Here is a 14828-nt window from a genome sequence, read left to right on the forward strand (position 1 = left end):
GAATTAGATCGCGCAGCTGACGCACTCCTCGACAGAGAGCTGGTTGGTTCGTGTATAGTAGAGCGATTTAAGCCCTTTATGCGCCGCGTACAAGTACATTCTGGCGAGCTGTCTCGTCGTCACATCGCTGTTCACGTGCAGAATCGTGGAAATCCCTTGATCGATATGCGGCTGAATTTCCGCGATCAGATCGAGAATTTTAAACTGATCCATCTGATAAGCCGATTTATAGTAAAAATAGTTATCGCGCGACATGAACGGCATCGGATAGTACGTCGTCGAATTCGCATAGGTACGCGTTTCGATTTGCTCTACGATCGGCATGACGCTGGATGTGGCATTCTGAATATACGAAATGCTTTGCGTCGGAGCGATCGCCAGACGGTACGCATGGTACAGACCGTTCGCTTTCACTTGCTCGCGAAGTGCCGCCCAGTCGTCCGGGGACGGTACCGGCATGCCTTCAAACAAAGCTTTCACTTTGTCCGTCTGAGGACGGTAGTCCGTTTCTACGTAACGCGTGAAGTAGGCACCGTTCGCATAGTCGGATTGCTCAAAGCCCTCGAACGTTTGTCCGGTCGCCTTCGCAATCTCCATACTTTTCTCAATGGAATAAAAGTTCATCGCAGCGAAAAACGCGCGTGCGAAATCCTTCGCCTCATCGCTTTCGTAGGCGATTTTGCTTTTGGACAGATAGCCGTGCAGATTCATCACGCCCAGACCGACCGAATGCAGCTCCTTGTTCGCTTTCGCGACGCCCGGCGCATTCGAGATCGTCGTCATATCCGTTACGGATGTCAGGGCGATCATGCCTTCGTGGACCGTTTCGCGCAACTTTTTGCGATCCATCACATTCGCGATGTTCATCGAAGCCAGGTTGCACGAAATATCCTTGCGGATGATGTCCTCCATCCCGTAATCATTAATCTCCGACGTCTCCTGCAGTTGGAAAATTTCCGTGCACAGGTTCGACATTTTGATGGAACCGAGCGACTTCAGGGCATGATCCTTGTTCGCATTCGAGCGGTTCATGATGTACGGATAACCGGACTCGAGCTGCGTCGTCGCAATTTTCACGAGCATATCTCGCGCGCTCATCACGACTTTCTTCTTCACCTTCGGATTTGCCAAAAGCTCATCGTACATCTCGTCGAGATCGAGATCGTCCAGATGCTTGCCATATGCTTGCAGCACGGTATATGGAGCAAAAATATGTAACGGCTTGTTTTCTTCCGCCAGCTTGTAGAACTTGTTCGGCACGATCAGGCCGATCGACAACGTCTTCAAGCGGGATTTCTCGTCCGCGTTGATTTTTTTGCTGTCCAGGAACTCCATGACGTCCCAGCCGAAAATATTGTAGTACGCCGCGCCGGAGCCTTTGCGCTGCCCCATTTGATCCGCGTAGGAGAACGCGTCCTCCATTAGCTTGAGCACCGGCATAATGCCTTTCGCCGCACGCTCCACGCCTTTGATCGACTCGCCGCGCCCGCGAAGCTTGGACAGGTTGACGGCCACGCCGCCGCCGATTTTGGACAGCTGCATGCACGTTGCAAGGACATAGTTGATAGAGTTAAGAGAGTCGTCCATCTCCAGCAGGAAGCAGGACACCATCTCGCCGCGCCGGCTTTTGCCTGCGTTCAGGAACGTCGGTGTCGCCGGTTGGAGGCGCTGCTCCATCATCGAAAGCGCCAGGGTGCGCGCCGTTTCGGCATTGCCGCGACCGAGGCTCAGCGCAACGATCGCCACGCGATCCGGGAAATGCTCGAGATAAAGCGATTTGTCATCGCTGCGAAGCGCGTAATCCGTATAAAATTTCGAAGCCGCCATGTAAGAAGCGAATTCGAATTGATTGTCGTGGGCCACTTGGAAAACGGAATTGACTTCCGCTTCCGTATATTGCTCATAGACGTTCTCGTAATAGTTATTCTCGATCATGTAGCGCACTTTCGAAGTTGTATCGGGGAATGTCAAGCTTTTGCTCAGCACTTCCTGCATGTAGACCTGTACAGCTTCCTTGTCCTTCTCCAATTGAAAAAATCCGTCGCTACCGCGCTGCATTAATAGGTTGTTGAGTTCAATGTGCCGCAATTGCTTGTACCCCCTGAACAAATCGTTCTACATCTTTTTTAGTGCCGGATAATTCGAATTTCGTTAGGACAGGCACATCGTACAGCTGTGCGATCGTATCCGCGCTCTTGGCGAAGCCGTCGCCCCAGTTCCGGTTGCCGCTTGCTGCAACGCCGATCAGCCTCTCGCCGTTGTTCGCAAGGAACGTAGCGACCTTCTCAGGCACTTGACCAAATCCGGTTGTATAGGTGACGAGTACGAATGGCTCTTCCATCGTCATCGCTTCCTCAATTTGCACGGCAGGCAAAGCTGTCTTCGCAATAAAGCGGCGAACATTGCCAGTCTTGGAATCATAGGCTATCAGCATAGGATCGATCTCCTGTCTCTCTCAAATTCGCGGTATGTCCGGTTCAACGATGAAACCCAATATGTAGTATTCAACCGCTCAAGATGTCGCCAGCCTGCTCGTCCAAACGCTAGCGTTTCGACAAAATTGGCTGCAGGCCGAACCCCCGAATCGGGGCAAAAAAAAGCGGAAAACAGCGATATCATCGGCTTTTCAGCACTTTCTCCGGCTTTAGCTCCGATGTTCGGAATCCGCTCATTTGCACGACATCTAGTTGATAGATTCAAATTTATATCAAGATATAGTGTTTGTCAACGATCTAAAAGTCCCAAATCCCCCTTCAAGTCATCGAATCTCAGGCAGGGCGTGGCCTCTCGGCTTTAAAAAATTTATTTTCGAAAAACACTTGATTTTTTCGAAAATGTCGAATCCATAATTCGGATGGCCTACCACAATATCTAGGGGGCGACGTCTATCATTTTGCCCTCTTCTAACCCCTCTACAAGCCTCTCAGAGGCTTTCTATGACGACGCCTGATAGATTGATCCCGAGCCGCAAAAAAGCTACCCATACGCACACGAGGTGCGATGGATAGCTTCTCCCTGACGGATGCTGGATTAGCTGTTGCGTGATTGGAAATCAGCCATGAAATCGGCCAGCGCTTTGCACGATGCATAAGGCACGGCATTGTAGGTGGAAGCGCGCAAACCGCCGACGCTCCGGTGGCCTTTCAGACCGACGAAGCCGTTCTTCTCGGATTCTTTCACAAATTGCTTCTCGAGCTCTTCGTTTTGCAAACGGAACGTAATGTTCATCGGCGAACGACTGCCTGTGTCGACCGGTCCGCGGTAGAAGCCGCCGCTTTGATCGATCGCCGAATAGATCAAGCCCGCTTTTTCGATATTGTTTTTCTCGATGACGCTGAGACCGCCTTGCTCTTCGATCCATTTCAGTACAAGATTCACCATGTAGATGGAGTAAGCCGGAGGCGTATTGTACAAGGAGTTGTTCTTGCTATGCGTCTCGTAACGCATCATGGTCGGAATCGATTTCGGCAGGTCTTGCAGCATCTCATCCTTGATGATCGCCACCGTAACGCCGGACGGCCCAAGGTTCTTCTGCGCGCCCGCATAGATCATGCTGAACTTGGAAACATCTACCGGACGGCTTAGAATGTCGCTCGACATATCCGCAATCAATGGAATATTGCCGGTTTCCGGGAAAGCCTGGAACTGAGCGCCTTCGATCGTTTCATTGGACGTCACGTGCAGGTACGCGGAATTCGGATCGAGCTTGATTTCGCTCAAATCCGGAATTTTCATAAACTTCTGCTCGGCAGAGCTTGCTGCGATCGCAACTTCGCCGAACAGTTTCGCTTCTTGAATCGCTTTCTCCGCCCAAGCGCCGGTTAGCACATAGCTGCCCACTTTGCCCGCTTTCAGGAAGTTCATCGGAATCATGGCGAATTGCGTACTTGCGCCGCCTTGCAGGAACAAGATCTGATACCCGTTCGGAATGCCGAAAATACGTTTCAAGAGCTCCTGCGTTTCATTGTGAACTTGCTCGTATTCCGCGCTGCGATGAGAAATTTCCATAATGGACATGCCGATACCCTTAAAATCGACAAATTCCTCTTGTGCTCTCTGCAGCACTTCCAGCGGCAGCGCCGCAGGCCCCGCATTAAAGTTAAACGCTCGATTTCCCATGATGCACACACCTTTGCAAATTTGTATTATGGCTATGATAGCAATATTCTGCCCAAGCATCAAGTAAAAACTGGGACAAAACGACCGCTGCAAGAGGGTGCTTCACGATAAATACACATGAATACCTTTGTAAATTTCCACCATTTCCTCCAGTTTCATACGAACAAGTCCACTAGAGGATGGACAGACGTATTCCACAATCCCGGGGGTGACAGGAGGCAATTGGCTTCCCCACCCCATCCCTTTGCGGCCGCTATACTGCTCATAGACGCCTTTGCCGACGAAGCAAGCCACCTGAGGCCGGTACAAGGCGAGCTTTTCCTGCAAAATGCGACGGCCCTCGCGATACTCCTCGGGCGTAATATCTGCTGCCGCTACGGTCGGCCGCGCCACGATATTCGTGAACCCGAACCCCATCGCCAGCAGCTCGCCGTCCTCCTCCGGCTTCACGAGCCGCGACGTAAATCCTGCCTCATGCAGAATGCGGTAAAACTTGTTCGTCGGATTCGCATAATGATGACCGGTTTCCGAGGAGCGGATACTCGGATTATAGCCGACGAACAGAATCCGCAGCCCTTCGCGCACATGATCCATGATGTATTCGTACTCTGCCACCTGCCTATCGTCCCTCCCTCGCATCGCGCTAACACCGCGCTAAATAAACTTCAAATTCTCATAAGCTTTTCCGAGCACAGATCTGGTGTCGCCCTGGAGCCACTGCTCGATCAGCGTCGCATAGACACTGCGGAAATCCACCTCATATTTCAAATCCCCGTTGTCGAGGGAACTGAGACTTGGATAAGCCCCGTACAAGCCGCCTTTGACCTTGCCGCCGATGACGAACACCGGTGCCGCTGTGCCATGGTCCGTGCCGCCGCTGCCGTTCTCCTTCACCCTGCGGCCAAACTCCGAGAACATCATCACGGCAACACGATCCTGCAAGCCCTGCGCCTCCAAATCTTTATAAAAAGCCGTCAGGCCCTCATCCACCGTCGTCAGCACGCGCGCATGCTGAAGCTTCTCGTCCGCGTGATCGTCGAAGCCGCCCACCTGCACTTGAAACAGCCGCGTCCCGGAATTGCCGGCGAGCAGCTTCGTCACCAGCTGTAAATCCTGGGCGAATGTCGTTCGCGGGTATTCGACTTTGCTCATATAGCCCGCTTTAAGCGATTGGATCGCCTCCACGCTGCGGTACGCCTCGCTGCCGCGATTCGACACGACGCGCAGCGGATCCAGCGTACCACTGCCGCCGTACATCTCAAGAAACGCTTGCGTCAGGCGGTTCTTCTCCATCATCCCCGTCTTCGGGTCGATCAGATGGTAGGCTTCCAGCGACTGCACGACGGGAAAGCTCATCGTCTCCGAGGCAAAAGCTTTGCTCCCCGCGCTGCCAACCTGAATCGCCTTCAGCGGATTGTTGTCGCTGCCCAGCGACGATTCCGCATAACGAGCAAGCCAGCCGCTGCGGATCACCTTCTCCGGCTCGGCGGTCTGCCAAATCTCCATCGAGCGAAAATGCGAATGATCCGGCTTGGGATAGCCGACTCCTTGTATAATCGCCATTTTTCCCAGTTTATATAAGGCGGCGAGGCCTGGCAAGCTCGGATGCAAGCCGACGCGGTTGTCGAGCGGAAGCACATCTTTCTGTTGATAAGCCAGCGTCGGCCGAGCATCGTAGTAGGCTCCTTGCCCATACGGAATCAACGTATTGATACCGTCATTGCCGCCGCTGAGCTGTACAACGACCAGAATCGGATCTTCCGTCTTCGCATCCTGTCCCCCCGCAAAAATCGACCGCCCCGTCTCCGTGAACAGAGCGCCGCCGAGTCCCAGCGCAGCAAACAGCGTCGTGCCTTTAATCAGAAAATCTCTCCGCGTCAGCTTCATCTGCTCGCCTCCTCTTATTTCATTTGTGCTTCCGGGCTGATCAGCACAAGCTGGAGCAGCCCTCGCAAACCGGTCGTGTTCATCTTCTTGCTATGGACAAGCGAATCATTCGCATAGCTGCTGAGGCTCGCCTGCGTCTTCTCAGATAACGTCGCGATCCCCAGCCGCTCCGCCCAGAGCTGGACCCAGGCGGCCGCCTGCACCGGCGCCTGAGGCTTCCAATCGGCGGACGTCAGCTTCGCTGAGCCGATGCTTTTGGCAATACCCTCGGCGAACTGGAATCGCGCCAGCAAATTGTTCGACGTCAGCCAGGCCTGGCCGCCGCGCCAACCCGCCACATCGGGTGGTACGAACAGCTCCTGGCCCATCCTGCGCATGGCCTGCGCGTGGCCTTTGGCCGGAGCGACACCCGTCATGCGCAGAGTGCCGGCGACATAATCCGCCGGCGTTTTGATGAGCGCGAGGCGCAGCTTCTCGTCGTAGAACTCGTCTGCGAGGAACAGCTCGCGCAGCACGTCGCCGACGGTCGGCTTCGCCGCGAAGTCCGCCGCCACCTTTTGCACCCAGCTCTCGGACGGCGTATCCGTCGCAAAAAAGTTCAGCAGCTTCGTCGCCATGAACACCGGCAGTGCCTTTTGATGAAAAAGAATGTCGACCGCATCGACCGCATCCAGCTTGCCCGACTCCCCGAGCAGCGTTTTGATGTCGCCATCATGCTGCTTCGCGTTAAAGGCCACCTCGTGCGTCTCCTTGTTGTACGTCCAGCCTGTAAAAGCCCGCGCAGCCTCCTTCACGTCCGTCTCGGTATAATGACCGATCCCGAGCGTGAATAGCTCCATCGCCTCTCGGGCATAATTTTCATTCGGCTTGCCCTTCTTGTTCTTGTTCGCGTCTAGCCAGATCATCATCGCCGGGTCTTGGCCGATGGCGTTCACAAGCTCCTTGAAATTGCCCAGCGCGTATTTCCGGAACAGCTCGTTCTGCTGCGCCATGAGCGCCGCATCCTTCACCTTGTAATTGGCCGTCGCAAAATGGCCATGCCAAAACAGCGTCATCTTCTCGATCAGCGGCGCCGGCGTGGCAACCATCCGATACAGCCAGTAGAGCTGCTGATCGGCAATTTGCTGCGGATCGAGCGCCTTGGCGCCGTCCGTTTTGAACTGATCGAACGCGAGCGGAGCCTGCGCGCCCTCAACGAAGGGGACACCGGCGATCAGGCGCCCCACTGTCTCTTCCCGTCCAAGCGAGACGCTGGCCGCAACGTCTGCTTGGCTAGCGCCAAACCCGGCTCGCGATAACAGATGAACCGCTTCCTTCTTCGTCCACTGGATGCTCATACGCAAAGGGACCTCCCGACCATTTTTGCCTAACTGTAGCATGGAAATGTGTCAAAAGTATGTACTCCGCCCCCAACACAAAGAAACAAGCCCATGATGAGCTTGTTTCCTAATGTATCGTTCTATTATTTACCGGCGGATAATTGCTTGGCCAGCGAGAGGAAAGAGCCGACAACGTGACGAATCCGTTTGTCGATTCCCGCTTCGACCTCCTCCAGATTGGCCTCCGGCTGGAAGCTCTTGCGCTGGTCGCCGCCGATGGAAATCCATTCCGGGCAGTTAATGCCGTGCAAATTGCGCACGATCGTTTGCAGCTGGGTCAGCGAGCTTACTGCGATAGCCCCGCCGGAGGAGCTGACGGAAAGCACCGCTTTTTGACTAAAATAATCCTTGTTAACGTGATCCAGCGCATTCTTGAGCACACCGGAAATGGAGCTGTGGTACTCGGCTGTAGCCAGCACAATCGCGTCGGCATGGAACAAGGCTTGTTTGAAGGCTTTCAGCGCTTCATGCCCTTCATAGCCGCCTTCCGGCGAGTAGAAAGGCAGCGGCGCTTCGTACAGATCCAGAAGCGTCGCCTCATGCCCTTCCAGAGCGATTAATTTCTGAATATAGACGGACAATTTGGTACTTGTAGCGAGTTTATGATTGCTGCCTGCAACAATTGCAATTTTCATGACTTACATTCCTTCCATGAATGAGTTGGTTCGCTTGGTGCGGTCTTTTTATTATACCGAAGTTCACATGAATTTCCAGCTTTATTTAAAATTATTATAAATAAAAAACCGTTCCTCCCTTAAGGAGAAACGGCTTTCTTCTATAATAGTGCTAGAGATTAGCAATCGAAGTACAGGTTGTACTCGTGCGGGTGAATGCGGATTGCAACTTGTTTCGCTTCGCCGCGTTTCAACTCGATGTAGTTATCGATAAAGTCTTGCGTAAATACGCCGCCTTCAGTCAAGAACTCGGAGTCAGCTGCAAGAGCGTCAAGCGCTTCTTCCAGTGTGCCTGGAACGCTGCGGATTTCTGCTTTCTCAGCGTCGGACATTTCATAGATGTTCGTGTCGAAAGGACCGTAGCCAAGAGCACGTGGATCGATTTTCTTTTTGATACCGTCAAGACCAGCCATCAGCATAGCTGCGAACGCCAGGTACGGGTTAGCTGTGCTGTCCGGTGTACGGAACTCGATACGGCAGCCTTTTGGTGTTACAGCCGCGATTGGAATACGAACTGCAGCGGAACGGTTACCTTTGGAGAATACAAGGTTAACCGGAGCTTCGTAACCAGGCACCAAACGTTTGAACGAGTTTGTGCTTGGGTTTGTGATTGCGATCAACGCAGGAGCGTGGTACAGGATACCGCCGATGTAGTGGATCGCCAGTTCGCTCAGGTTCGCGTAAGCGCCTTTTTCATAGAACAAAGGCTCGCCTTCATTGAAGATGGACATGTGAACGTGCATACCGCTACCATTGTCACCGAACAGTGGCTTAGGCATGAAAGTTGCTACTTTGCCGTACTCTCTCGCTGTGTTAGCAACGATGTATTTGTATTTGAGCAGGTTATCTGCAGTTTTAGTCAAAGAGTCGAAACGGAAGTTGATTTCAGCTTGACCCGCTGTTGCAACTTCGTGGTGGTGACGCTCGATGCGAAGACCGGCATCAGCCAATTTGTTACACATTTCGGAACGGATGTCTTGTTGGGAATCGATTGGCGCTACAGGCACATAACCACCTTTAACCGGTACTTTGTATGCCAGGTTGCCGCCTTCTTCTTTACGACCAGTGTTCCAGCCTGCTTCTTCGGAATCAACTTCGAAGTAGGATTTGTTCATGCCGTTCTCATAGCGTACATCGTCGAAAATGAAGAATTCGGACTCAGGAGCGAAGAACGCTTGCGTACCGATACCTGTTGTTTGCAGGTATTCTTCAGCTTTTTGCGCGATGGAGCGTGGGTCACGGTCATAACGGTCGCCGTCTGGTGTATGGATGTTGCTCATGATAATCAATGTTGGATGTGCAGTGAAAGGATCGATGTAAGCAGTTTCTGTATCTGGCATCATCACCATGTCAGATTGTTCAATTCCACGGAAGCCCGGGATGGAAGAACCGTCGAAAGCCACGCCATTTACGAATGTTTCTTCATCAACTTCTGTTGCAGGCAAGGAAATATGTTGTGCTTTGCCGGAAAGACCAACGAAACGAAAATCTACCCACTCAATATTTTTTTCCTTGATAAGGTTCAACACATTTTGAACTGACATTTTAAAAAACCCTCCCATTTCCGTACATTCAACGTACTTTGCTTGATTAATGTTCAACTTTTGGCTTAATTCTTGCACTTATTATATAGCGATTGCGTTCTCACCGTCAATACTTATGTCAGGTATTTTTTATTGATGTGTAAGATATGCTCACACTTATTCACGACCTGTTCACGTATCCAAAAACAGGAAAACTGGCTTCTCCATTTTAATGAAGAAACCAGTTTCCGGATTGTGGATGATTAAGCGAAAATCGCTTCTTTTTTCGTGTCAAATTTCTTGCCGAGCAGCGGAGCCAGCTTCTCAAGATCCTGCAGCAAGTGGGCAAATTGATCTGGGAACAGCGATTGCACGCCGTCGCCGGTCATGGAGTTGTCAGGATCCGTGTGCATTTCAATGATGAGGCCATCAGCACCTGCGGCGACAGAAGCTTTCGTCATCGGCACAACCAGCTCTCTGCGGCCTGTTCCATGGCTCGGGTCGGAGATAACCGGCAAGTGGCTGAGTTGTTTGAGAACCGGAATTGCCGATAAATCCAATGTATTTCTTGTGTACGTCTCGAATGTACGGATTCCACGCTCGCAAAGCATAACATTCGGATTGCCGCCGGCGAGAATGTATTCCGCAGCATTCAGGAACTCATCGTACGTTGCGCTGAATCCGCGCTTTAGCAGCACCGGCGTTTGGATCGTGCCGAGCTTGCGCAGAAGGTCAAAGTTCTGCATGTTGCGCGTGCCGACTTGAAGAATGTCCGCGTATTCGGCGCACACATCGACGTACTCCGGCGTCATGACTTCGGTAATCGTCAGCAGGCCGTGTTTCTTGCCGGCTTCCGCCATCATGATGAGACCTTCCACACCAACGCCTTGGAAGCTGTAAGGGCCTGTTCTCGGCTTGAACGCACCGCCGCGCAGTACTTGGCCGCCAGCCGCTTTCACCAGGCGAGCGATTTCATCGATTTGTTCCGGCGATTCGACGGCACAAGGACCGCCCATCACGACGAGCTGCTCACCGCCGATTTCTACGCCTTTAATCTTGATCACGGTGTCTGCCGGATGGAAGTCGCGGCTGGCCAGTTTGTAGGATTTTGAAATTTTCACAACTTGCTCGACGCCCGACATGGATCTCAGATGCTCAGCAAGCTTCGGATCCGCTTGGCCGATAATCCCGATGACTGTACGATCTTCACCTTTGGATACATGCGCCTGCACGCCTTGGCTCTCGATGTAGTGCACGATCTCCTGAATACGTTCGTCCCCGATTTTGTTGGATGTAATTGCGATCATAATAATCCACGCTCCCTAAATTAAAATAGTATGTTATGAGTTCATTGACTTCAATGCTAACACGCTTCGACGCTTGTTCGCTTTTAAGCTTTTATGCTTTTAACCGCTAAAGCAAATATACAACGCTTGACGAGTTTTCGTCAAGCGCTAATTTATTTATTATTCATTTGTTTGCGAGGGAGCCAGCTGATCTTTCCGAAGTCTGCGTTTCTCTTTGCGGCGATTGGTGTGATATCTGAGAAGAAAGACAATGGGGAAATAGGCGATAATCCCGAGCATAAGCCCGACGGCCATGCCTCCGACGATGAGATCCAATCCGCTTCTAATGATGTTGGACAGGATATGCGGCAAATGGTGAATTAAGTAAATCTTGAAGTGTTTGGGCACGAGCAATTCGCCAACCTGTTTGTTCAGAATCGACATTGGAATATAAATGACCTTGCCGAAAACAAAACCGATCAAAGCTGCAGGCAGATTCGCTCGCAATAAATAAACCAATGGAAAAATAAGCACAAAGGCAAATCCCGCAGTCGGCAGCGTGAACATCTCCACGAACAGACCGATCGAAAAGCCGCGGGCGACCTTGGAGGGGCCGCCCTTCGCTCGTAGTAACTGAATATATTTATACCGGAACCATCGCTTTATACTGTTCCATTCGAAGCGAGCCTTCATCATTTTCACCTTCTGAGTACTGTACATGCTGGCATCAATCCCGTCGAGTGGAATAAGCAGGTTTAGGAGTGACTTGCTGCTTTGCTTTTGACAGTCGGAATAAGTTTCTTCATATTTACAGTACGTATGATTTCCCAAGTGGTTTCATCTTTTGGATCAAAATTCTCCAAATAAGAAATAACTTCTTTCGTTATGGGCGTCGGCGTCGAAGCTCCCGAAGTTACCCCTACTTTGCGAATGTGCATCAACCATTCCCGCTTGAGCTCAGAAAGATCGGAAATACGGTACGCCTTCACACCGGCAATTTCTTCCGACACCTGCGCGAGGCGATTGGAATTGTTGCTTTTCGGATCTCCGACAACGATGACCAAGTCAACTTCCTTCGCTTGCTCGGCCACAGCTTCTTGCCGGACTTGCGTCGCGAGACAGATCTCATTGTGAATTTCCGCGCCCGGAAACAGTTCCAATAAGCGGTTCATGATATGCCGGATGTCCCACTGGCTCATTGTCGTCTGGTTCGTAATAATGATGCGGCCGGCCTCCAGCTTAAGCGCCTCCGCTTCCTCCAGCTTCTCGATGAGGTGCACACGGTCCGGAGCTACGCCTACCGCGCCTTCCGGCTCAGGATGGCCTTTCTTGCCAATATAGATCACGTGGTAATCATCCGCCACTTTCTCACGGATCAAATCGTGCGTCTTCGTCACATCCGGACAAGTTGCGTCAACAACCGTCAGCCCTTTCTCACGTGCGCGGCGTCTAACTTCCGGCGACACGCCGTGCGCGGTGAAAATGACCGTGCCCGACTCGATGCCCTCCAAAATTTGCAGACGATTTTCTCCATCCAGCGTAATGACGCCTTCTTCCTTGAAAAAATCGGTTACGTGCGCGTTATGAACGATCATCCCTAGTATATAAATAGGTCTTGGCAGATTTAAATTTTTAGCCGTTTGCATCGCTAATGCCATCGCGTCAACCACGCCATAACAATAACCCCGCGGCGATATACGTACCACTTCCATGCGATCCACCTGCCTGCTATGTCTTATTTCCTATATTATATCCCATTATACAGACAGAGGAAAGTTTGCCGGCAGCCAGATGAGGAAAGTGCTCCCTTCGTCCTTGCGCGTCGTCACTTCAACGGATCCGTCGTGCTCGTCAATGATCCATTTGGCGATGGAAAGGCCAAGCCCCGTCCCGGTTGTCACGCCTCTGGATAAATCCGCACGATAAAACCTGTCGAAAATATGCGGAATATCCTCGCGGTCCATGCCGATGCCCGTATCCGAGATGCGCAATCCGATGAAGCTGTCTCTGCGCCTTGCATCAATGGTCACCGTACCCTCTGGGGTATACTTAAAGGCATTCTCGATAAAAATGAACAAAAGCTGCTGCAAATAGTCGCGATTGCCGTGAACGTAGACGTCTTCAAGCGCCGTCAGATCGCCGACGCACCATTCGGCGCGATGCTCAAGCAGCTGCGCGCGGCGCACGACTTCCTGCACCAGCGGCAGCATCTCGACCGGCTGCTTCTCCATCGTGACGCCGGCGTCCGCGCGCGCAAGCGCAAGCAGGTCGTTTACGAGCCTGCTCATGCGTTGGGCTTCGCCTGCGATGTCCTGCATCGCCTCGAGCGATATCTGCACTTGATCCGGCGTCGCCAGCATCGTGCTGCCGGACGTTTGCTTCCACATTTTCTCCAGCAGATCGACATTTCCTCGGATCGTCGTCAGCGGCGTCCGCAGCTCGTGCGAAGCATCCGACACGAACCTGCGCTGCGCGCGATACGCCTCGTCGAGCTCGTCGTACCCTTTTTGAATGCGCGACAGCATGCCATTGATCGTATTGGTAAGTCGGCCAATCTCATCCTGCGGGCCTTCGTAAGCGATTCGCTTCTCGAGGTCGTCGCCGCTGTCGATCTGATTCGCCGCGTCGATTACGCGCTCGATCGGCTTCAGTGCCTTGCGCGCGAGGAACCAGCCCAGCGAAGCGGCAACGATGATGGTCAGGATCGCCCAGATGATCAGTGTGTACCGCAGCGTAACCGCTGTCCGCTCGTAGCTGCCGACAGGGACTGCGGCTTGCAGCACGCCGATGAGACGTGCGCCGTCATCCGAGCGAATACCCTGATGGTAGATCAGAAAATCTTGACCGAGCACCTTCGTTTTCACAAAAAAGCCGCTTTGATCCTGCAGCTTGTTAATGTTCTCCGCCGTCAACGGGAGCGTGACATCATAGTACTGGAGATTGGCCGAGCGATTAAAGCTTTTGAGCGCGATATTGTACAGCTGCAAAAACGTATTGGTCGAATAAAAATCCCGGCTCTCCAGTTCCAGATCCACAACAAGCCCTTTTTGCGAAAGTGCGATGCTTTTCTGGACACGCAGCGAGCTGTTGCTGGCTTCGCGTTTGACATCCTGGCGGATCTGATCGTAAAGGAAATAGTTCAGGAAAAAGTAAAGCACGACGCCAAAAAGAAGCATCGTCAGCGCCAAAATACCAGAATACCACAGCGTTAATCGAAGACGAAGGGACATCTAGCTATCCCCTCTCAGTACGTACCCCGCTCCCCGAACCGTTTGAATAATGCGTTTATGGCCGTATTCTTCCGTTTTTTGACGCAGCAAAGCAATGTAAACTTCCAGGACGTTCGACTCGCCGCTGTAATCGTAGCCCCATATTTTTTCCATAATGATGTCGCGCGACAGGACCCGTTTCGGATTCAACATAAACAAGTGAAGCAAGTCGAACTCCTTGGTCGTCAGCTCGATCAACTTATCCTCGCGGAACACTTCACGCGTATCCAGATCCAGCACCGCATCTTCAAATGTCAGACGATTCGTCACCGCCTCCGGACGTTCCACCCGACGGCGCAGCAGCACCCGTACACGAGCGAGCAGCTCTTCAAGTGCAAAAGGCTTGACCAAATAATCGTCAGCGCCAAGATCCAGCCCTTTAACCCGATCGCTGATATCGTCTTTGGCCGTCAACATCAGAATCGGCACTTCGCTGCCGCCCTCGCGAACCCGGCGCACGACTTCCCAGCCGTCAATCTGCGGCATCATGACATCAAGAATGATCAAGTTCGGCTCGGTTTGCAGCATCTGCTTGAGCCCGTCGGCTCCGTTGCTTGCCGTTACGACGGAATAGCCTTCGAAAGCCAGACCTCTTCGCAGCATGGACGTAATTTTCTCATCGTCATCGATCACCATAATATTTTCTCTCATCGCAGCAACCACCCTTCATTTTTCTTCCATTGTAGCATGT

At 52.3% G+C, this 14828-nt stretch carries 13 protein-coding genes; all 13 read right to left on the bottom strand.

Annotated features, from left to right (window positions below):
* Positions 1 to 3 precede the first annotated feature (3 nt).
* Complete coding sequence (gene nrdE / locus EJQ19_RS23440) at positions 4 to 2088, bottom strand: class 1b ribonucleoside-diphosphate reductase subunit alpha (RefSeq protein WP_126143670.1); 2085 nt, start codon at positions 2086 to 2088, stop codon at positions 4 to 6.
* Positions 2075 to 2434, bottom strand: a complete 360-nt coding sequence (nrdI, locus tag EJQ19_RS23445) for a class Ib ribonucleoside-diphosphate reductase assembly flavoprotein NrdI (RefSeq protein ID WP_126143671.1) — start codon at positions 2432 to 2434, stop codon at positions 2075 to 2077. The genes nrdE and nrdI overlap by 14 nt, the downstream gene beginning before the upstream one ends.
* 596 nt (positions 2435 to 3030) lie before the next feature.
* Entirely contained in the window at positions 3031 to 4119 is a 1089-nt protein-coding gene (gene serC / locus EJQ19_RS23450) for a 3-phosphoserine/phosphohydroxythreonine transaminase (RefSeq protein ID WP_126143672.1), read from the bottom strand.
* Positions 4120 to 4221: 102 nt separating this feature from the next.
* Positions 4222 to 4713 carry a mismatch-specific DNA-glycosylase gene (locus EJQ19_RS23455; RefSeq protein ID WP_241243060.1) on the bottom strand — a complete coding sequence of 164 codons (492 nt, stop codon included), beginning with the start codon at positions 4711 to 4713 and terminating at the stop codon, positions 4222 to 4224.
* A 60-nt stretch (positions 4714 to 4773) separates the two neighbouring features.
* Positions 4774 to 6006: a DUF1501 domain-containing protein gene (locus EJQ19_RS23460; protein ID WP_126143674.1), complete on the bottom strand. Its 1233-nt coding sequence runs from the start codon at positions 6004 to 6006 to the stop codon at positions 4774 to 4776.
* Between the two features lie 14 nt (positions 6007 to 6020).
* Positions 6021 to 7343 carry a DUF1800 domain-containing protein gene (locus EJQ19_RS23465; RefSeq protein WP_126143675.1) on the bottom strand — a complete coding sequence of 441 codons (1323 nt, stop codon included), beginning with the start codon at positions 7341 to 7343 and terminating at the stop codon, positions 6021 to 6023.
* A gap of 125 nt (positions 7344 to 7468) precedes the next feature.
* Complete coding sequence (locus tag EJQ19_RS23470; protein ID WP_126143676.1) at positions 7469 to 8020, bottom strand: NADPH-dependent FMN reductase; 552 nt, start codon at positions 8018 to 8020, stop codon at positions 7469 to 7471.
* A 158-nt stretch (positions 8021 to 8178) separates the two neighbouring features.
* A complete protein-coding gene (gene glnA / locus EJQ19_RS23475; RefSeq protein WP_126143677.1) occupies positions 8179 to 9603 on the bottom strand; it encodes a type I glutamate--ammonia ligase in 1425 nt (474 codons plus the stop codon).
* Positions 9604 to 9845: 242 nt separating this feature from the next.
* Positions 9846 to 10889 carry a 3-deoxy-7-phosphoheptulonate synthase gene (gene aroF, locus EJQ19_RS23480; protein ID WP_126143678.1) on the bottom strand — a complete coding sequence of 348 codons (1044 nt, stop codon included), beginning with the start codon at positions 10887 to 10889 and terminating at the stop codon, positions 9846 to 9848.
* A 159-nt stretch (positions 10890 to 11048) separates the two neighbouring features.
* Positions 11049 to 11588 (bottom strand): DUF2062 domain-containing protein, encoded by a 540-nt coding sequence (locus tag EJQ19_RS23485; protein WP_241243058.1) that lies wholly within the window; start codon positions 11586 to 11588, stop codon positions 11049 to 11051.
* A gap of 35 nt (positions 11589 to 11623) precedes the next feature.
* Positions 11624 to 12580, bottom strand: coding sequence for a 4-hydroxy-3-methylbut-2-enyl diphosphate reductase (locus tag EJQ19_RS23490; RefSeq protein WP_126143679.1), 957 nt, complete (start codon positions 12578 to 12580; stop codon positions 11624 to 11626).
* A gap of 45 nt (positions 12581 to 12625) precedes the next feature.
* Positions 12626 to 14098 carry a sensor histidine kinase gene (locus tag EJQ19_RS23495; protein ID WP_126143680.1) on the bottom strand — a complete coding sequence of 491 codons (1473 nt, stop codon included), beginning with the start codon at positions 14096 to 14098 and terminating at the stop codon, positions 12626 to 12628.
* Complete coding sequence (locus EJQ19_RS23500) at positions 14099 to 14788, bottom strand: response regulator transcription factor (RefSeq protein ID WP_126143681.1); 690 nt, start codon at positions 14786 to 14788, stop codon at positions 14099 to 14101.
* Positions 14789 to 14828: the final 40 nt, after the last annotated feature.

The sequence above is a fragment of the Paenibacillus whitsoniae genome (assembly GCF_003955665.1).
In the GTDB taxonomy this organism is placed as follows: Bacteria; Bacillota; Bacilli; order Paenibacillales; family NBRC-103111; genus Paenibacillus_E; species Paenibacillus_E whitsoniae.